Below are 19,093 nucleotides of genomic sequence, written 5' to 3' on the forward strand. Positions count from 1 at the left end.
GTGGTTCAGGAACTCCAGAAGATCCAGCGGATGACCGCCGCGAGCAGGATGGCCGCCGTCGTCACCACCGCCATCAGCCACCAGCGGCTGGTCTCGCTCCGCGCCGTCATCGGCGCGCGTGCTTTTGGGCGCAGCGGGGTGATCCCCTCGTCGCCGGGCACCAGCAGCGCCACCTCGCCAGGCCGGTCGAGCAGGTCGCTGGCCTCGTCCGCGCTCGCGATCTCGTTGAGGTATAGGGCGACGCCGACCTTGCCGGACAGCAGCGCCGAGGTGCGCTCGGCGAACGCGGCCGCCGCGTTCGGGTGCGCCACACCGCCCGCCCACGACCCGTGCCTGGCGGTCGACAGGGTCTGCGCGGGCAGTTCCTCGATGGCCGCCAAGACCCGCGCACCCGCGTCGTCGCCGGTCACCGTGGACTGCAGGACGCCGTCGACGTAGTCCGCGGTGAACTGCTCGTCGAGCACCGGCAGCCGCGCCGCGCCCGCGGACCCGATGGCGGTGATGGCGGCCGCGACCAGCCGGACGACCTGCTCGTGGGCGCCGTGCGCGCCTTCGAAGACGACGGACACCCGGATCGTGGTGCCCACCCGGTCGGCCCGGTCCGTAGCGAGGCCGCCGACGTAGCAGCGCCACCCGTCGGGGTCGCTCTCCACCAGCACGACGGGCTCCTCGAAGCGGGTCCGCTTCGCGTGGGCCCGCCACCACGGTGACGGGCCGGGGCCCGCCAAGAACGTGTAGTCCTCGACCGTGCCGCGCGTCTGCACGTGGATCTGGAGGTCGGTGGTACCGGTGTCGTTCACCATGTGTTGACCCGCTTCGCTGACAGTGGCCGCTCGGCCAGATCTTTGATGACTTCGTTGAGCTCTTCGACCTGCCGGTGGGTGCTGTCCGCCGCGCCCCGCCGGTCGGAGGACAGCTGTCTGCGTCGGCGCCGCTGGCCGGAGAGCGAGAGCAGGAGGTTGCCGATCAGCCCCTCGTTGCGGATGGCCAGCGCCTCGGCCTCGGCCGCCGCCCGTTCCCGCTGGACCGCGAGGATCTCCAGGGCGCGGTGCTGGGCGTCGACGAGGTGGCGCAGCAGCAGGGTCAGCAGGTGGTCGATGCCCTTGAAGCTCATCTCCTCGCCGTCACCGATCACGCGGTACTTCGCGCGGATGACCGGCTGCCCGCCCTCTTCGGTCCAGTCGGCCCGCACCAGGCTGACGCAGCCGATGGTGTCCACCGCGCAGTAGGCGATCTCGGCGTGCGGCGCGTTGTCCCGCACCGTGTCGATCACCTTCGCGTACGTGGTCCGCACCGCCTCGTGCAGCTCGGTCGACCGGTCGGTGGCGTTGAGGTTGTCGGCGAAGTACGACTCGCACTTGACCGGGCACAACAGCAGCAGGGCCGGTTCGTCGCGGTACTGCCCCCTGGACGTCGCCCACCACTCGGCGGTCTTCGCGACCTCCTCGAGAGCCAGCAACTGCTTGCTCGCCGCCCGTTGCCGGGTGCCGGTCGCCTCCATCAGCACGATGGCCTCGACCGGCACCACCAGCACGGACGCGTTCGCGATGAAGTCCTTGCAGGCCGCCCAGTCCGCCACGCTGTCGTCGGGCCGGGTGCGCGGGTTGAACCACTTCCCCGGGTAGTCCATCAGCTCGATCCGCAGGCCAGCGCTCTTGGGCCCCGCAGCCAACCGCAACTGGAAGGTGAACGCCTCGACGTTGCCCGCCAGCGCGTCCGACCGGAACTCGCCCTGGATCAAGCTGTTGTCGAGTTCGGCGGTGGTCTTGGCGACGCGGCGCTCCGTGCCCAGGTCGGCGGCGGTCAGGTGCAGGGGATACCCGCCGAGCTGCTCCCGGCTGTCGCGCAGCAGCGACACCACCAGCGAAGACTTGCCGACTCGGCTCGGGCCCGCCAGCCCGATGCGGTAGAGGAGCTCGTCGGTCATGGCGTCCTCCGGGTCTCGGCGACAGCCGCCACCACCGCTTCGGCGGCCGCGGTGAGCGCCGAGGCGGTGGTGACGGCGAGGTCGTGCTCGCGGAACGCGTCCGGCCAGATCCGGTCGCGGTAGCCGCGGGCCAGCCGCAGCAGGTCCCGCTTGGAGTCGCGGGACCGGATGAACGCGTCGGCGAAGAATTCGGTGACCGCGCGCAGCGCCTGGCCCGGTTCCAGCGCGAGGCCGAGCAGCTGCTGCCGCGTCCGGAACGCGGTCTGCTCGGCGATGTCGACGACCGCGCGGTACATGCGGTCCACACCCTGCTCGGTCGGCGGCGCGATGACCTGAACCCGCCGCTGCCCGCTGGGGCCGGGGACCTCGAGGTTGCACTCGGCCAGCGCCGCCCGCACCCGGGGGTAGAGCTGGGTGCGGAAGTCCAGCCGCACCTCGAGGAGGTCCTCGACAGCCTTGGCCAGCGACGGGCTTGGCTCGGTGGGGTCGACCAGCAGCTCCCGCAGCTGCCGCAGCGCCTTCGTCGGTTCGGTGTCCGAGGGCACCAGTTCGCCCAGCCGGGCGGCCAAGACCGCCACGACCCGCGCGTACAGGTCGGTGATCCTCGCGGCCAGGAAGTCGTCCATGGCGGCGAACCGCTGGGTGATGGTCACCCGCAGCACGTTGAGCTCCTCAGACAAGAATGGGGTCGAGTTGTGGTCTTCGACGCAGCGGTCCAGCGCCCTGGCCCGCCAGGAGTCCGGTCCCTCGCCGAACCCGGCCTCGGTCCAGTCCAGCACGCCCCTATAGGCGGCCTCGACGGCTTCGGCGTATTCGCTGTCCTCCGAGGTGGCGTACTTGGCGGCGACGTCGGCCACGAGCGAGGTCAGGTCCCGCGCGAGGTGGCCGCGCAACGCGTTCACCCGGTCCTGCAGGCCCTCGTCGACCACGCCCGCGCTGCGGCGGACCCGCTCGGCGTGCGCCGTGGTCTCCCGCGCGAGGGTCTCGACCCTGGCCGCGAGCTCTGTGGCCGACTCGGAGACCGACGCGCGGATGCGCGCGTCCATGATCGGCAGCCGCTCGGCGAGGTGGGCCAGCAACGGCCCGAGCACCCGCGCCGCCACCGCGGCCGAGTCCGCCGCGTCGGCCTGCAGCACCTGGAAGTACTGGTCCGGCACCCCGTCGTTGATCTTCGAGTCGATCTCGTGGCGCAGCGCCGCCAGCCGCGACCGGTCCGCGGTGACGTCGTTGACCAGGATGAACACGAAGTCCCGGGACGTGCCCGCTGCACCCAGGGACTCCTGCAGCAGGCTGAGCGTGCGGGCATCGGAGTCCCGCAGGTACGCCGTGGTCGCCGACGCCCGCACGACCATCACCACCACATCCACCTCGTCCCGGAGCCCGTCGACGTGGTGGGCCTCGGCGCCGACCATCAACTCGCCGAGCCCCGGCAGGTCCAGCACCCCGAGGTGCCGCACGTCCGCGTGCGGGAACGGGCACTCGATGCGCGCCTCGCGCACCGCGAGGTAGCGGTGGTCACCGTGGCCGGGCCGGGTCCGCTCCTCGTGCGTCGGGTACGCGATGAACGGGCGCAGGTCCGCCAGGGGGATCTCCCGCTCCTCCCCGGTGAGCAGGTCCTCATAGGACGGCAACGCCTCACGCATGTCCAGCAAACGCCGCAACAGGACCACGCTGGTGGGGCTGGGTTCGCCGCCGGGCAGGTCCTCGGGCCGCTGCGGGTACGGGAACGCGCGGAACGCCTCCAGCGTGGCGGGCGCGGGCGGCAGGCCGAGGGCGCGGTGGTAGCCCGCCAGCACCTCGTCGCGCAGGGACGCGTAGCCGTGGAAGGTCAACAGCGCCCGCGACCGGGTGTCCGAGTGGAAGATCCGACTGCGCACGGCGGTGACGGGGATGTCCGCGCCGGTCGGGATCTCGTTGTCGGCGAGGCCGGAAATGCTCTGCAGCAAGGTGCTCTTGCCCACCCGGGCGCTGCCGCTGACCCCCACGTTGACCGTCGACCGCAGGAGCCGGGCGGCGAACCGCTCATGGGACTCCACCAGCGCCTCCACATCGGCCGCCGCACCGCGGGCCTCGGTGACCAACCTGTCCCGAACGGCGTGCGGCTCCTCCTGGCCGGTCTGCTGCTCGAGTTGTTGGCCCAGCGCCAGCAGACTCCGCAGCACCGCCCGCCACCGCTGCGCGTCCGCGCGCACGAGCGGCGCCAACCGCGCCCGCTCGGCGACAATCGCCTCGATCCGCTTCCCTATGTCGCTCACCGTCTCCAGTCCTCTTCTTCGTCGTCTTCACCGGCCGCCGCCGGGACCGCCGTTGCGGGCTGCGCCCCGGTCAGCGCCCGGTCCCCGCGCAGCTTCTCGATCACCGACCGGCTGGCGTTGGCCATGATCGCCTCGACGTCCTTGCGGTTGACCAGGTTGCGCTCCAGCAGGCTGTTGAGCAGCGCGCTCGCGCCGTCGAACTCCATCCGCCGCTCGCGCATCATCAGCTCGATGACCTCGTTGATGTCCTCGTGGTGCCCGGACAGCCGCAGCGCCAACATGTTGTGGCTGTCGGTGCGCAACGCGTCGGCGTAGACGCTCATCCGGTCCATGCGCAGCGCCAGCTCGTGCCGGGCCCGCATCGACTCCAGCTCGGCCTCGTGGTCGGCCCGCTGCTTGGCGAACTGGTGGGCGAGGGCGTCGGTTTCCTGCTCCGCGCGGATCCGTCCCCGCTGCCACTTGTCGCGTTCCTGGTCGGCGATGTACGCGCGGGCTTCGTCGTCGAGGTCGAGCCGCACGTGGTACCCCTCGACCGCAAGACCACCGGGCACGGCGAACACCTGGTCCATGTGCCTGCCGTTGATGTGACTCTCGGCACCGGCGTTGTTGTGCACGTCGAACTGGCGCGACAGCTGGCGCAGCAACGGTTCCAGCCGCTGCCGGATCGCCGCGCGCGGGTTCTTGGCCTGGGCGCGCACGGCCGCGACGGGGTCCACCACCCGCCAGCGCACGGTCACCTCGGCGGCGAAGGCGAAGGCCTCCGTCCTGGTCGGCAGGTCCAGGCTGAAGGTGTCCTCCTGCGCCGCGATGTCGACCGAGAACACCTCCCACAGGATGGCCCCGACGAAGGCGCTCACCTTCAGCCTGCCCTTGACGACCTCGTACTCCCCGTCCTTGGTGACCGACACGATCGCCGTGTGCTCCGAGGACGTGGGCATCGAGCGCATGCCGCGGTTGAGCTTGATCGCCCGCGCCACCGGCTCATCCGGTCCGACCCCCGCCGCCGACGCCCGCTTGGTCGGCCACTGCGCCGGGGGCGGTGGCCCCGGCCACCGGGTCGCCGGGTCCGGCGGCCCGCCCACGGCGCCGCTACCAGCCGTCTCGTCGGCCATGGTCGACCCTCTCCTCCAGGTGTTCGAGCACGACCCCGACCGCCTTGGCCGGGCCGCCCCTCGGTGTGGCCCATCTCCGTGCGTAGTGGCGCATGCTGGCCACGTCGTCCATCTCGACCGCGATGTCGGCCAGCAACTTGGCCACCGGCACCCGCTGGGTCTCGTCCCGCTGCGCCACCCGGACCCACCGCCGCACCTGCTCGTAGCCCTGGTCGATGAAGTTGGCCGACTGCAGCATCCGCGCGTACAGCGTCACCACGGGAGCGCGGCCGCCGTCGTGGTGCTCGGCGAGCCAGAGCAGCGCGGGCCACTTCTCGGAGCTCTCGCTGACGTCCACCGTCAGGTAGGCGCCCGCGATCAGCACCGACAGCAGCGCGGTCTCCCGCCGCAACGGGTGCTGCTCGACATCGCTCCAGGCGACCAGCGCGTCGAGGACCACCACCGGGTCCTCCACCCGGCACAGCACGTCGCTGACGCTCTCCCCGATCACGAACGCCGTGTCCCAGTCGACGTGCCTGGCGGCCCGGCGCAGCAGGTCGAGCGCGGTGTCGGTGCTCAGCGCCGTCGTGGTGCCCAACGCCCGTGCCGCCACTTTGCGCCGGGACATGCCCTCCGCGGAGCGGTCGCGGATCCAGGTGCGCAGCAGGGTGTGCACGACCCGGCCCAGCGCCGGGTGCTCGGCGGGCAGTTGCAGCGCGGCGACGGCCGCGTCCCTGGTGAAGGCGTTGTCCAGGTCGGCCCAGTGCAGGATGACCCCGTCGTGGACCCCGACGAAGTCGAACCGGCTGAGGAACCCGGCCGCCATGCCCGCCCTGGCCCGCACGCGGCCGCCGTAGTCGGCGCCGAGCAGGCGCAGCCAGTCCGCGACCACAGTGAACGCCTGGTCGTACTCGGTGCACAGGTGCTCGAGCACCCGCGCCGGGTACGTATCGTCGCGGAACCGCGCGTTGCGCACCGCGACCGAACCCAACGTGGTCTCCTGCACACCGTCGACGACCTCGGCGCGGGCCTGTTCGATCCGGGTCGTCAACGGCACCTCGAACAGCGGACGGCCCCGGTCGCCCCGGCGCGGCACCTCCACCGCGCTGAGCATCTCGCCCAGTGCCGTCGCTGCGCGCGAGACCACCTGCACCGGCTCGTCGTTGAAGACGGCGAGCGCGATCACGAACGCCCGCTGCGCGAGGTCGATCCGGTTGTCGAACCAGTCGACGAAGCTGGCCCGGCTGCTGTGCGAATACCGCTCGCGCACTGCCCCGATGTCGACCCGCCCGGTGACCACCTCGGCGAGCAGGGCGCCCAGCGTGCTCAAGTCATGGTGGGACACGTCCCTGCTCAGCTCGCCGAGGACCTCCCGCACCTCGGGGTGGCTCAACACCGGCTCGACGTCGGTCGAGGGCGACCGCTCCAGCGCCGACTCCAGGTGCCGCCGCAGCAGCCGCTCCGGTTCCACGGCGCCGAGGTCGTCGGCGACCAGGTGCTCGATGTCGCCCGCGGGCAACGGCACCGCCTGGTCGGTGATCACCACCAGCATGCAGCCCTTGCGCTGCAGCACCGCGCTCAACCGCTCCAGGTGGTAGAGGCTCAGCTCGCGGCTCTGCTTGCGGTCGAGGTGTTCCAACAGGTATCCGTGCAGACCGGTGAACGCCTTGTCGTCGAGGGTCTTGAGGACGGTGTCCGGGTCGAGCTTGCGCACCCCCTCCACGCACAGGTCGTCGAGCAGCCGGAGGGCGGTGGCCGTCCGTCCGGTGCCGCTGGGCGCGTTGATCACCAGGACCTGGTGCGACTGCAGCACCCGGCGCAGATCGGCGTAGCGGGCGGGCTCCACGTAGGCGGCGCGGAGGCGGTCGAGGGAAGCCGCCGTCACCGGGCCGTTGAGCACCATCGCGCTCGCGTGACCCGCGACGGGCCCCACGGTGTCCCCGATCTGGCCGACACCGCCGAAGAAGACGTTGGTGGTGCCACCGCCGCCCAGCCACTGGCGCGCGGTGTCCAGCTTGGCCCGGTACTCGTTCCACCCGTTGGCCGCGGCCGGGTCGGACGCCCGCTCCTGCGCCTTGGCGAACGACTCCTCGGGCTCGGTCTTCTGGTCCGGCTCCGCGGCAGGCCCTTTCGGCTCCACCTCTTCTTCAGCGGTCATCGGCCGACCCGAACCGGTACCCATCGCCGAAGGTGTTTCCGTTGCCCAGGTACACGTCACCGAGTTGGCCGATCCGGACATCGCGTTCGAAGTAGAACGACTTCCCGGCGCTCGCCTTCGGTGTTTCCGGTGTCTCCGGCTCGTCGCCCGGTGGCCTGGGGTAGCCGTGGAACCGAACGTGGACCTGGCTGCCGTCGGGCAACCGCAACCGCCGGTACGCGGTCGGGTTGCTCCCCCCACGCCCCTTGGTGACCACGGTCTGGAACACCCGGTCGGACACGACAACTGCGCACCGGGACTTGCTCGCTGTCAGCAATTCCTCCACACCGGCCGAACGCGCGGCATCCACCGCCAACGCGATGTCCACCCCCGAGCGGCCCTTGGGGATCTTGCCGCTGTGCACCCCCACCTTGAGCGGTCCCGCGGAAGCGGCCCGCTCCCGGTGGACCGACTCGATGTCGGGCACCAGGTTGGTGAGCACGACGGGGACCGGGGCGACCTTCTCCGGGATGACCGCCACCAGCCCGTGGTGGGTCGACCAGCGCTGGTGCTGGGTCAGCGTGATCTTGGACCGTTCCAGCGCGGTGTTGAACACCTGGTGCAAACCGGGGTCGGGCTCCTGGGCGACCACCGCCAGCACGGTCGACAGGACACCGATGGCCACGGTCTTGTCGTTCAGCTTCTTAATGACCATCTCCGCCACCTGCGCGGGCGAGAGGAGTCGCGCGTCCACCGCACCCGTGGTCGACGGCAAGCGAGGGACGCGGGAATCGTCGAACAGCAGCGGCAGCAGGTACGCGGCTTCGCTCTCGGCGGCCTTGGCCTGTGCGGCTTTCCGTTCGAAGGAGGTCCACAACCGGCGCGCGTACTCCGCTGAGGCGAACAGCACGCACAGCCGCGACTTCTCGCGGTAGATCGTGACGAGGCGCTCGTAGAGGTTGTCACCCCACAGGTCCACGGTCTGGTTCGCGTCGTAGAAGACCCTCAGGCCGTGTTTCTCCAGCAGGGTGGTGAGTTCCTCGGCGTAGGATCGCTCACTTCCCGCGAACGTGAGGCTGACGTCGTACTCCCGCGACACGGCCATCGAACATGTCTCCCGCGACTCCCGGTGGTGTGTGCCAACAGGAAACCGCTTCCGCCACCTGCGTGAGCGCGTTGTCGGGGATCTGTCGCGATACTGTCAGGGTTCCAGCACCTGCGGCGCGCGTTGTGTAACGGACCAGGCCATCCAGGCGAAGGTCGCAACAAGAACGATCACATCGCCGACGTGCCGAGGGGCGATCATGGAGCCGATTTCCGCTGCCGCAGGTGCTTTCAAGGCGGGGCAGGCGCTCGCGGGCCTGCTCTTCGCCTCGCGGACGATCGAGATCGTCAACGAGTGCGGCACGAGCATCTCCGTAGCGGTCTGCATCGGGTCGCGGGACGCGGGCCATTCCGCGGGTTGGATCAACATCCCGGCGGGCCACACCCACGGCAGGACCGTGGAGTTGCCCGTGTACGGAACGGACGTCGTGATCTACGGCGAAGCCAGCCGCAAGACCTGGGAGTGGGACGTGCCGATCAACTTCTACGTCCTCGACGGCAGCGGCTTCGTGATCAAGGCGGCCCGCCTGACGAGCAGCCGGGTGGCAGCCGGAACCGGAACCAGGCGGGTCGTGACCGGCGGGCTCTACCGCGTCTCGGGCAACTGGAAGTTCACCTTCCGCTGAGCATCCGCCGTCGACGCCTCAACGCGGTCGGTTGATCGTGTCGGAGGCGGTGTCGATTCGGGTGTGGAGGGTGGCTGGGAGCAGTTCGAGTCCATCATCGGCCAGGAGTTCGGCGGAGAGGGCGGTGTCGCAGGCCAGGTAGGACGAGGTCAGGTCGTAGTCGGTTTCGACAACCCAGGCGCGGGCCTGGGGCCAGATGTACTCGGGGTCCGCGATCCGCCTGCCCACGAGTTGGGACGCCGCTTCCACCGCGGTCTCGAACGCCTCGACCGGTGCCCGGTAGAGCAGCGGTGGTGAACCGAGCACCTCAGCCGCGAGTCCGAAGTAGACGAAGACCGGTTCTGTGGTGTGCCTGGCGAGGTGGCTGCGGAGCCGGTCGCGCACGAGCGGGTCCATCCTGCCCTCGTCGACCTCCCACCCGGTGTCCTGGTCGCCCGGGTGAAGGACCGGTCGGAGCGTGTTCCAGCCCAGTTCGGCGTGGTAGACCACCCCGGCCTTCTCGGCGAAGTGGCGCCAGGTCCGCCGCTCGGCGGTTGCTGCCCGGTCGGCTTCCCAAGGCACGAAAGGGGAGAACAACCGCAGATAGCAGGAGTAGCCAGGCGGCAGGATCGCGCTCAGTGGACACCCGTCCGCTCGTCGAGCGGGCTGCGGCAGGTCGACCAACCACCGCTCGGGCCCCAGCGGCAGCCGCTCTACTCCTGGTTGGCGCATATCGGACATCCTAGGCGGCCGCGTCAGCGGGAACCGGCCGTCCACTCGGCGGTGCCAAGGGTGGTGAAGTAGGTGTCGACCAGGTCGTCGGTCACCTCGGTGAGGGAGGCGGGGGTCCAGCGGGGTGAGCGGTCCTTGTCGATGATCTGGGCGCGGATGCCCTCGACCAGGTCCGCGGACCGCAACGCCCGGTGTGAGGTCCGGTACTCCTGGGCCAGCACGGTTTCCAAGGGCAGCGCCAAAGCCGTGCGCAACGCCCGCAGCGTCACCTTCAACGCCGTCGGTGATTTGCCCTCCATTTCCTTCGCCGTCGCGACAGCCGCTTCGCCGCCGTCGTGGAGGTTGGCGAGGATCTCCTCCACCGAGTCGGCGGCGTAGCAGTGGTCGATCCAGCCCTGGTCGGACGCGAGGCGGCTCGGTGGGGGAGTGTCGGCGACCGCGGCGATCGCTTCGCTCGGTGTGCCGGTGGTGAGGGCGTCGAGCAGGTCGGGGAAGCGGGAGCTCGGGACGAAGTGGTCGGCGAGTCCACAGTGGATGGCATCGGCCCCGGACACCGCGGTACCCGTCAGCGCCATGTGGGTACCCAACTGGCCGGGCGCCCGGGACAACAGGTAGGTGCCGCCGACGTCGGGGGCGAAGCCGATGCCGACCTCGGGCATGGCGACCCTGGAGCGCTCGGTGACGATCCGGTGGCTCCCGTGCGCGGACACACCGACCCCGCCGCCCATGACGATGCCGTCCATCCACGCCACGTACGGTTTCGGGTACCGGGCGATCAGCGCGTTCAGCCGGTACTCGTCAGCCCAGAACGCCAGTGACGCCGACCCGCTCGCCCGCGCGTCCTCATAGATCGACCGAATGTCCCCGCCCGCGCAGAGCCCCCGCTCGCCCGCCCCGTCGATCAGCACCGCACGCACCGCCGAGTCGTCGCGCCAGCGGTCGAGCTGCTCGGTGATCGCCAGCACCATCGGGTGATCGAGGGCGTTGAGCGCCCGCGGCCGGTCAAGCGTGACCCGGCCAAGCCCACCACGGACGTCGAACCGGACGTTGTCACTCACGACAGCCACCGAGCAATGGGCACGTTGTCTCCTTCGACATCGGGTAGGGGTAAACCGTAGCCGTGCGGGCGACCGTGATCGGTGCTGGACAGGGGCGGCGGTCCAGGGGCTAGGGTGGTGGTGCAGCTGGTTCGACCACCGCGTGCGGTGGTCGAGGCAAGAGGGAACCCGGTGGGAATCCGGGACTGCCCCGCAGCGGTGAGTGGGAACGACCGCCGTCATCGGCACTGGGCCCGGTGGGTCTGGGAAGCGACGGCCAGTAGGAACCCGGCGTGTGCCGGCGTGCCCGCGAGTCCGAAGACCTGCCCGCTGTGCGTCCCGCGACCGCGGGGCGCTGGCTGAGACCTCGCGGGTGGGTCTGTGCTGAACCGGCCTGGTTTGGCGTGCGCTCCTCGCGGTGGTCCACGTGGACTCGCGAAGGAGAGCCCCGTGACAAGCACCAGTCGTGCGACCGTGCACGGATACCCGCGCCAGGGTGCCAACCGGCAGTTGAAGAAGGCGACCGAGGCCTACTGGGCCGGGCGCACCGGCGCTGACGCGCTGCTCGACGCGGCCAGGGAGCTGCGGTCCCAGCGGTGGGCCGAGCTGCGGGACGCGGGCGTGGACGACATCCCGAGCAACGACTTCTCCCTGTACGACCACGTCCTGGACACGGCGTGGCTGCTGGGCGCGATCCCGGCCAGGCACGCTGCGGTGGCCCAGGGGCTGGACCGCTACTTCGCGATGGCGCGGGGGACCGCCGACGTGCCGCCGTTGGAGATGACGAAGTGGTTCGACACCAACTATCACTACCTCGTGCCCGAACTGGGGCCGGACACGACCTTCACGCTGGACCCGACCAAGCCGCTCACCGAGTTCGCCGAGGCCCTGGAGCAGGGGATCCTCACCCGCCCGGTCGTCCTGGGGCCGGTCAGCTTCCTCCTGCTCGCCAAGGACCCCACCGGCTCTGCCCAGCCGCTGGACCTGCTCGACCGGATCGTCCCGCTCTACGCCGACCTGCTCGGGCAGCTGCGTGCGGCAGGCGCGGAGTGGGTGCAGCTGGACGAGCCCGCGCTGGTCACCGACCAGCCCGAGGCGGTGCTCGAGCGGGTCGCCGAGGTCTACGCGGTGCTGGCCGCCGAGCGGGTCCGGCCCAAGATCCTGGTCGCGTCCTACTTCGACCGCCTCGGTGATGCCCTTCCGGTGCTGGCCGCCGCCCCGGTCGAGGGGCTCGCGATCGACTTCACCGGGCCCGCGGCGGCCAACCTCGACGACCTCGCCGCGCTGGGCGGGATCCAGGGCAAGCGGCTGGTCGCGGGCGTGGTCACCGGTCGTAACATCTGGGCGGCGGACCTGGCCGCCGCGCTGGGTGCGCTGGAGAGGCTGCAGGAGCTGGCGGGCACGGTCGACGTGGCGCCTTCGTGCTCGTTGTTGCACGTGCCGCTGGACGTCACCCTGGAGCGCGACCTCGACCCGGAGGTGGTCAGCTGGCTGTCGTTCGCCCGGCAGAAGCTCGCGGAGATCGTCACCCTGCGCGACGGCCTGGTCGAGGGGCGCCCGGCGGTCGAGGAAGCCCTGCGGCGCAACGCCGATCGGCTGGCCTCGCGCGCCGCATCGCCGATCGTGCGGGTCGCCGCGGTGCGGGACCGGGAGGAGGCGGGCGTAAGGCGCAATCGCCCCTATGAGGCGCGGCGGCAGGCCCAGCAGGACCGGTTGGGCCTGCCCGACCTGCCGACGACCACGATCGGGTCCTTCCCGCAGACCGCTGACCTGCGCAAGGCGCGCGCCGAGCTGAGGGCCGGGCGGCTGTCGGACGAGGCGTACCAAGAGGCGATGCGGGCGGAGATCCGGTCGGTGATCACCGACCAAGAGGAGCTCGGCCTGGACGTGCTGGTGCACGGCGAACCCGAACGCAACGACATGGTCCAGTACTTCGCCGAGCAGCTCGACGGGTTCCTCGCCACGCGGCACGGCTGGGTGCAGTCCTACGGCAGCCGCTACGTCCGGCCGCCGATCATCGCGGGCGACGTGTCGCGGCCCGCGCCGATGACGGTCCAGTGGTCGACCTACGCGCAGAGCCTGACGCCGCGCCCGGTCAAGGGGATGTTGACCGGCCCGGTGACGATGCTGGCGTGGTCGTTCGTGCGCGATGACCAGCCGCGCGGGGAGACGGCGCGCCAGGTCGCGTTGGCGTTGCGCGACGAGGTCGCGGACCTGGAGGAGGCCGGGATCGCGGTCATCCAGGTCGACGAGCCCGCCCTGCGGGAGACCCTGCCGCTGCGCACCGCCGACCGCGCCGCGTACCTCGACTGGGCCGTGACCGCCTTCCAGCTCGCCACCACCGGCGTCCGCGACGACACCCAGATCCACACCCACATGTGCTACGCCGAGTTCGGTGACGTGCTCCGCGCCATCATCGACATGGACGCCGACGTGATCAGCCTCGAAGCCGCCCGCTCCCAGATGGCCATCGTCGCCGACCTCGCCGCCGCCACCTACCCCAACGAGGTCGGCCCCGGCGTCTGGGACATCCACTCCCCCCGAATCCCCACCACCAACGAGATCGTCGGCTACCTGCGCACGGCCACCGCGGACTTCCCGGCCAACCGCCTCTGGGTAAACCCCGATTGCGGCCTGAAGACCCGCGGCTACCCGGAGGTCCGCGCCACCCTGGCCAACCTGGTCGCCGCGACCACCCGGGTGCGGGCCGAAGCGTGATCTCGCACCAACTATCCCCGCGGCGGGTGGGCAACCCACCCGCCGCGGGGGCGGGTCGCACCGTCCGCGAGCGGTTGGCCGCGGGCAAGGCCACGCTGTCGTTGGAGTTCATGCCGCCGCGCAAGGCCGGTGACGACCAACGGATCTGGGACACCGTGCGCAGACTGGAGTCGTTGCGCCCGGACTTCGTGTCCGTGACCTACGGCGCGGGAGGATCGACCCGCGACAACACGGTCGCGGTCGCCGAACGCATCGCCCGCGAGACCACGATGCTCCCCGTGGCCCACCTCACGGCGGTGAACCATTCGATCGGGGAACTGCGCTCCATCATCGGGCGCCTCGCCGACGCGGGTGTGGTCAACGTCCTCGCCGTGCGCGGCGACCCGCCAGGTGATGTCACGGGGGAGTGGGTGCGCCACCCCGCGGGGGTCAACTACGCCGCCGAGCTCGTGGCACTCCTGCGAGACCACGGCGACTTCTGCGTCGGCGTCGCCGCGTTCCCCTACAAGCACCCGCGTTCGGTGACGGTCGCCTCGGACACCGAGCACTTCATCGCGAAATGCCGCGCGGGCGCCGACTACGCCATCACCCAGATGGTCTTCGACCCGGACGACTACCTCCGCCTGCGCGACCGCGTCGCCGCGAAGGGCTGCGACACGCCGATCATCGCCGCCCTCATGCCGGTCACCACCACGCGCACCATCGACCGCTCCGAACAGCTGTCCGGAGCACCATTCCCACCCGCCTTGGCCGCCAAGTTCGCCGCCGTCGCGCACGACCCCGCCGCGGTACGGGCGCTCGGCGTGGAACAAGCGGTACTCCTGGCCCACCGGCTGCTGGCGGAAGGGGCCCCGGGCCTGCACTTCATCACCTTCAACAACGCGCGAGCCACCAGGGAAGTGGTCACCCAGCTCCCCACACCATGAGCCGAACCCCCAAACCCCGCCGGATCAACGTCGACGACTGCGCTGGCCAAGCGGGCACGATGGGGGCATGGACCCGATCCGGATGCCGTGGGAGCCGATGACGCTGGTTGAGGTGGCGCGGGTGTTCGAGGGGTTGGGTGTGCCGTGGTGGATCGCGGGTGGGTATGCGATCGAGCTCGCGGTGGGTGGGGGAGTGCGCGAGCACGCCGACATCGATGTGGTCGTTCTGCGGCGTGACCAGATGGCTGTCCAGCGGGTTCTATCGGGGTGGGAGCTGTGGGCGGCTGATCCGCCGGGCACGTTGCGGGTGTGGGAGCCGGGGGAGGTGCTTGCGACCACTGTGCGGGTCGTCTGGTGTCGGCAGGGGAGTGATCAGCCGTGGCGGCTCCAGGTCATGCTGGACGAATCGTCGGGCTCCGAGTGGTTCTCGCGGCGGGATCCCCGGCTCAGACGGGCTCTCGACGAAATCGTGTGCAGGAGCGCGGACGGGATTGCCTACCTCGCCCCGGAGATCCAGCTGTACTACAAGTCCCGTGACCCGCGCCCCAAAGATGAGACTGATTTCGCCGCCGCCCTGCCGGTTCTCACCGCCGCGCAACGGGAATGGCTGTGGGCGGCACTCGACGAAACGCATCCGTGGCGGGCGTTCCTCCGCCCGGGGACGCCGTAGGCCGAACGTGGGACTTGTGTAACAAGGTGCCGGTGGCCACTGACTGACATCTCGGTTGACCCCGAGTAGCCGGAGGCCGCGGATGCAGATCGACCTGTTCAACGAGATCCAGAACCCGCGGCCGTGGACCGAGGGGCACGAGCAGCTCCGCTTCACCGAGGCCATCGAGCAGGCCGTGCTCGCCGATGAACTCGGGTACGGGTGCTGGTGGCAGGTGGAGCACCACGGGGCGGGGGAGTTCAGCCTGTCCTCGGCGCCGGAGATGATGTTGGCGGCGTTGTCGCAGCGGACCAGCCGGATCCGGTTGGGGCACGCGGCGGTGTTGGCGCCCGCGCGGTTCAACAACCCGATCCGGGTCGCGGAGCGGGCGGCCACGCTCGACCACCTCAGCGGCGGTCGGGTCGAGCTGGGCATGACCCGGTCGACGATCCCGGAGTGGCGGTTGTTCGGCGTCGACCCGGACGAGGTGCGGGCGCAGACGCAGGAGGCGTTCGAGACGGTGCCGCGGCTGTGGACGTCGGACGAGGGGGTGTCGATCTCGCCGAAGCCGCTGCAGCGGCCGCATCCGCCCCTCTGGCAGGCGGCCGCGAGCCCGGCGTCGTTCGAGGAAGCGGGCCGCCGCGGGGTCGGGGTGCTAGGGACGACGATGTGGGAGTCGCTGGAACGGGCCGGGCGGTTGATCGAGCTGTACCGGGCGGCCGCCGAGCGGTGCGTGGACCCGGTCGGGGCGTTCGTCAACAACCAGGTCGCCTTCTTCACCTTCGTCCACTGCGCCGACACCGACGAGGAAGCCATGCGCAACGGTGCCGCCGCGGCCGCCGCCTGGTACACCGTGACCGCGTTGACGTTCTTCGAAGCCGCCACCGAGTTCGTCCGCCAGTCCGCCCGCCACGAGGCGATCGCCACCGCCCCTGACGGCGGCGGCCTCACCGGCGACTTCATCCGCGGCGAGTCCCACAACATCCCCACCGAGGCCAACCTCCTCATCGCCAAGGTCCTACGCGGCGAACCAGTCCCCGACGACGAGATCTTCACCGTCCTCAGCGCCCAAGACTCCCTGATCGTCGGCAGCCCGGAAACCTGCCGCCGCAAACTGCGCGCCTACGCCGACCTCGGCATCGACCGGATGATGTGCCTGCAACAGATCGGCGGCATCCCGCACGAGAAGGTGCTCAAGAGCATCCGCCTGATCGGAGACCTCATCCCCGACCTCGCTTGAGATAGGCAGTCTCAACGGGGTGGGGTCGACGCACACGCAGGGAGAACCGGAGTCGGTGCTGACCCGGGACGGCCGCACGGTGTTCGCCATGCACCGCCCGGGATCAGGGCCGGTGACGGTCGTGTTCGAGAGCGGCTTGGCGGCCAACCGGTCGTGGTGGGCGCTGGTCCAGGAGTTGGTCGCGGCGCCGTCCGTCGTCGATGGTGTCGGGTTCGTCAATGGCTTGTCTGTTAGGGGATATGACCCTGCGAGAGCTCGAGCCTTCGTCGTTGGGGCCGGGGGTGCGGGGGCGGCCGCGGTGCTTGCGGCCGGGGCGGAATTGGTGGGGCTCGTGGATGTGGACCAGGGACGCGCGGCTGGCGTGGTCAGCCACCTCGACGAGCACTGGCCGGGGCGGGCTGCTGTTGGCGCGGCTTTCGGTCACGCGGGTCTTGTGGTGAATGCGACGCCGCTCGGGATGCGCTCGGTCGATCCGCTTCCGTTTGACCCCAACGAGTTGGCGTCGCATGCTGTGGTGGCGGACATCATCATGCGCCCGAAGGGGACCCCGCTGCTGCGCGCCGCAGCGGAGGCGGGCTACCGGGTTCACCACGGGCACCACATGCTTGATGAGCAGATCCCGCTCTATCGGGACTTCTTCTGCTTGTCCCCGGCCTGAAGGAGGGCGGCTGTCCGCTCGTCGGCGGGGAGGAAGGCCTCCAGGCGCAGCTCGGCGACCGTTACGTCCAGTGCGGTCGCGAAGTGGGTCAGTGTGGTGAGGAGGTGGAGTTCGCCCGCCTGGGTCCGGAGGCGGAGTGGGCTGGCGAAGCCGAGGTGTGCGGGGGACACGGGGCGGGCGGGGGCGTAGTCGGCGAGTTCGGTGATCAAGGCGTCGAGGGTGGGGTCCGGGGTTCGGGCGGCCTGAGCGCGGAGGGCGTCGACCACGTGGCAGGACCACTCGTCGAAGTTGATGATCTGGGGCGCTAGGCCGCGCGGGTGGAGCAGGAGGCGGGGGATGTTGACCGGCGGTTCCCTCAGGTCGGGGGCGACGTCGGAGGTGAGGGTGTGGAAGGCGGAGTTGGCGGAGACCAGGGTGCCGTGCCGGTCCACGACGATGGCGGGGTACGGATTGTGGGCGCTGATCACCTGCTCGACGGCCGCGCGGACCGGGCTCAGGCGGGTGTCGTCCCAGGGGGTCTCGGGGTAGGCCGGGGCGTACCCGGCGGTCAGTAGGAGGGCGTTGCGCTCCCGCAGCGGGACGTCGAGGGACTCGGCCAGCCGGATGACCATCGTCCGGCCGGGGGTGGAGCGGCCGCTCTCGATGAAGCTGACGTGCCGTTGGGTGGTACCGGCGCGCAACGCCAGTTCGATCTGGCTGACCTTCCGGCGTAGCCGCCAGGTGCGCAGGTCGTCGGCGATGGACACGTGTCCTGTGTAGCCGATCGGGTGCGGCTCGGCTATTCCCCGCCGGGAATTGCCGTGCCACCCCGCCCACCGGCACCGTTGCCGCACACACCGACCCCAGGAGGAACCATGTCCGATCCCCTCGAGCTCGCCGACCGCTACGTCGCGGTGTGGAACGAGCCGGACGGCACTGCGCGCCGGGTAGCAGTAGGCGAATTGTGGGCTGCCGACGGTCGGCACATCCTGCAGCCACCGCAGGAAGTCCTGAAGGCCGCCGCTGACCTGGGCCTGACTACAACCTTCGAAGCCCACGGCCACACGGAACTGGAACACCGCGTCCGCCTCGCTTACGAGGAGTTCGTCGCTCCAGGGACGTACTCCTTCCGCCGCCGCGACGACGTCACGAAGCTGCGGGACGCGGTGAAGTTCACGTGGGAGATGGTCGCCGCCAGTGGCGAGGTCGCGGGCGTCGGGACGGAGTTCCTGCTGCTGGACGTGACCGGCAAGATCGTTGCGGACTACCAGTTCATCGAGGGTTGATTGCCGAGCAGCGGTAGCGGAGAACGCAGGTCTGCAGGGGGAGGGTGAACTCGCCATCAGCGGTTTCTGGTGTGGTGGCGAGGAATGTGCGGATTCGACTGAGGGCGGCTTGTCGTTGCTCGTCGTCCATCACGAGCATGCCTGCCCGAGTCCCGAGCGTGGCGACGAGGGAGTCCGCGGTGCGGCGTTGGGAGTGCGGGAACTCGGCCCGCTCCAACGAGTCGAACAGGTCCCGGGGGATCGCTAGGCCCGCAGCCTCCCTGTGCCAACTGGCGGGCGTGTCGCGCGGTCCGATCGCGGCAGCCCCGCTGACCCGCGCCAATCCGGCGACCCACGAGACCCGGTCGTCGACGGTGTTCCACAGGCCTGCCACGACGCCGCCGGGGGCCAAGACCCGCGCGATCTCCGGCCCAGCGACCGCCATGTCGAACCAGTGCATGGCATTCCCCGCGAGCACAGCGTCCACAGAGGAATCAGGCAGCGGGATCGCCTCCGCGCTGCCCGAAAGCGCGCGGACACCCGGTAATGCGAGTTCGCCCAGCATCGCCGGGTCCGGCTCGACTGCGGTGACATCGACGCCGAGGGAGGCGAGCACAGCTGTGAGTTTGCCGGTGCCTGCGCCGAGGTCGAGTACGCGCGAGCCGGGGGCGAGCTCCAGTGCCCACTCGACAGCGGCTCGCGCGTAGTCCGGGCGGTGCTCGGCGTACGCGGCGGCTGCTGACCCGAAGGACGAGGCGTGTTGATCCACA

General features: G+C 70.6%; 17 protein-coding genes and 1 riboswitch. Of the genes, 7 read left to right on the forward strand and 10 right to left on the reverse strand.

Features of this window, described 5'->3' with window-relative positions; genetic code table 11:
* Positions 1-5 precede the first annotated feature (5 nt).
* Genes JOD54_RS22730 through JOD54_RS22755 form a run of 6 tightly spaced genes read right to left on the reverse strand, consistent with a single transcriptional unit; the run spans position 6 to position 8,515 of the window.
* Positions 6-803, reverse strand: coding sequence for a hypothetical protein (locus tag JOD54_RS22730; protein ID WP_204452924.1), 798 nt, complete (start codon positions 801-803; stop codon positions 6-8).
* Positions 797-1,927, reverse strand: coding sequence for a hypothetical protein (locus JOD54_RS22735; protein ID WP_204452926.1), 1,131 nt, complete (start codon positions 1,925-1,927; stop codon positions 797-799). The genes JOD54_RS22730 and JOD54_RS22735 overlap by 7 nt, the downstream gene beginning before the upstream one ends.
* Positions 1,924-4,182, reverse strand: a complete 2,259-nt coding sequence (locus tag JOD54_RS22740) for a sensor histidine kinase family protein (protein ID WP_204452928.1) — start codon at positions 4,180-4,182, stop codon at positions 1,924-1,926. The genes JOD54_RS22735 and JOD54_RS22740 overlap by 4 nt, the downstream gene beginning before the upstream one ends.
* Entirely contained in the window at positions 4,179-5,294 is a 1,116-nt protein-coding gene (locus JOD54_RS22745; RefSeq protein ID WP_204452931.1) for a hypothetical protein, read from the reverse strand. Before JOD54_RS22745 ends, JOD54_RS22740 begins: the two co-directional genes overlap by 4 nt.
* Positions 5,272-7,431: a hypothetical protein gene (locus JOD54_RS22750; protein WP_204452933.1), complete on the reverse strand. Its 2,160-nt coding sequence runs from the start codon at positions 7,429-7,431 to the stop codon at positions 5,272-5,274. The genes JOD54_RS22745 and JOD54_RS22750 overlap by 23 nt, the downstream gene beginning before the upstream one ends.
* On the reverse strand, positions 7,421-8,515 hold the full coding sequence (locus JOD54_RS22755; RefSeq protein WP_204452935.1) for a TIR domain-containing protein: 1,095 nt from the start codon (positions 8,513-8,515) through the stop codon (positions 7,421-7,423). Before JOD54_RS22755 ends, JOD54_RS22750 begins: the two co-directional genes overlap by 11 nt.
* Positions 8,516-8,714: 199 nt before the next feature.
* On the opposite strand from JOD54_RS22755, the gene JOD54_RS22760 reads away from it, so the two are divergent.
* Complete coding sequence (locus JOD54_RS22760; protein WP_204452937.1) at positions 8,715-9,140, forward strand: hypothetical protein; 426 nt, start codon at positions 8,715-8,717, stop codon at positions 9,138-9,140.
* An 18-nt stretch (positions 9,141-9,158) separates the two neighbouring features.
* On the opposite strand, the gene JOD54_RS22765 is transcribed toward JOD54_RS22760, so the two are convergent.
* Both JOD54_RS22765 and JOD54_RS22770 read right to left on the reverse strand, forming a co-directional pair.
* A complete protein-coding gene (locus JOD54_RS22765; protein WP_204452940.1) occupies positions 9,159-9,851 on the reverse strand; it encodes a hypothetical protein in 693 nt (230 codons plus the stop codon).
* Positions 9,852-9,874: 23 nt separating this feature from the next.
* A complete protein-coding gene (locus tag JOD54_RS22770; protein WP_372440331.1) occupies positions 9,875-10,918 on the reverse strand; it encodes an enoyl-CoA hydratase/isomerase family protein in 1,044 nt (347 codons plus the stop codon).
* Between the two features lie 101 nt (positions 10,919-11,019).
* Positions 11,020-11,233: riboswitch (cobalamin riboswitch) on the forward strand.
* Positions 11,234-11,338: 105 nt separating this feature from the next.
* On the opposite strand from JOD54_RS22770, the gene metE reads away from it, so the two are divergent.
* The 5 genes from metE (at position 11,339) to JOD54_RS22795 (ending at position 17,079) form a co-directional block, all read left to right on the forward strand.
* A complete protein-coding gene (gene metE / locus JOD54_RS22775) occupies positions 11,339-13,606 on the forward strand; it encodes a 5-methyltetrahydropteroyltriglutamate--homocysteine S-methyltransferase (protein ID WP_204452944.1) in 2,268 nt (755 codons plus the stop codon).
* 26 nt (positions 13,607-13,632) lie between these two features.
* A complete protein-coding gene (locus JOD54_RS22780; protein ID WP_204452946.1) occupies positions 13,633-14,532 on the forward strand; it encodes a methylenetetrahydrofolate reductase in 900 nt (299 codons plus the stop codon).
* A 67-nt stretch (positions 14,533-14,599) separates the two neighbouring features.
* Positions 14,600-15,202 carry a nucleotidyltransferase domain-containing protein gene (locus JOD54_RS22785; RefSeq protein ID WP_239573475.1) on the forward strand — a complete coding sequence of 201 codons (603 nt, stop codon included), beginning with the start codon at positions 14,600-14,602 and terminating at the stop codon, positions 15,200-15,202.
* Positions 15,203-15,284: 82 nt separating this feature from the next.
* A complete protein-coding gene (locus JOD54_RS22790) occupies positions 15,285-16,421 on the forward strand; it encodes an LLM class flavin-dependent oxidoreductase (protein WP_204452948.1) in 1,137 nt (378 codons plus the stop codon).
* A gap of 112 nt (positions 16,422-16,533) precedes the next feature.
* The gene (locus JOD54_RS22795) at positions 16,534-17,079 is read left to right on the forward strand and encodes a Rossmann-fold NAD(P)-binding domain-containing protein (protein WP_204452951.1); all 546 of its coding nucleotides are present in this window, start codon (positions 16,534-16,536) and stop codon (positions 17,077-17,079) included.
* Here the strand turns inward: JOD54_RS22795 and JOD54_RS22800 are convergent.
* On the reverse strand, positions 17,046-17,825 hold the full coding sequence (locus tag JOD54_RS22800) for a helix-turn-helix domain-containing protein (RefSeq protein WP_204452953.1): 780 nt from the start codon (positions 17,823-17,825) through the stop codon (positions 17,046-17,048). The two genes, JOD54_RS22795 and JOD54_RS22800, sit on opposite strands and share 34 nt — an antisense overlap.
* A gap of 108 nt (positions 17,826-17,933) precedes the next feature.
* Between JOD54_RS22800 and JOD54_RS22805 the strand changes: the two genes are divergently transcribed.
* Positions 17,934-18,344 carry a hypothetical protein gene (locus tag JOD54_RS22805; protein WP_204452955.1) on the forward strand — a complete coding sequence of 137 codons (411 nt, stop codon included), beginning with the start codon at positions 17,934-17,936 and terminating at the stop codon, positions 18,342-18,344.
* On the opposite strand, the gene JOD54_RS22810 is transcribed toward JOD54_RS22805, so the two are convergent.
* Entirely contained in the window at positions 18,331-19,092 is a 762-nt protein-coding gene (locus JOD54_RS22810; RefSeq protein WP_204452958.1) for a class I SAM-dependent methyltransferase, read from the reverse strand. The two genes, JOD54_RS22805 and JOD54_RS22810, sit on opposite strands and share 14 nt — an antisense overlap.
* Position 19,093 lies beyond the last annotated feature (1 nt).

Origin of the sequence: Actinokineospora baliensis, from assembly GCF_016907695.1 — a bacterium.
GTDB lineage: Bacteria > Actinomycetota > Actinomycetes > Mycobacteriales > Pseudonocardiaceae > Actinokineospora > Actinokineospora baliensis.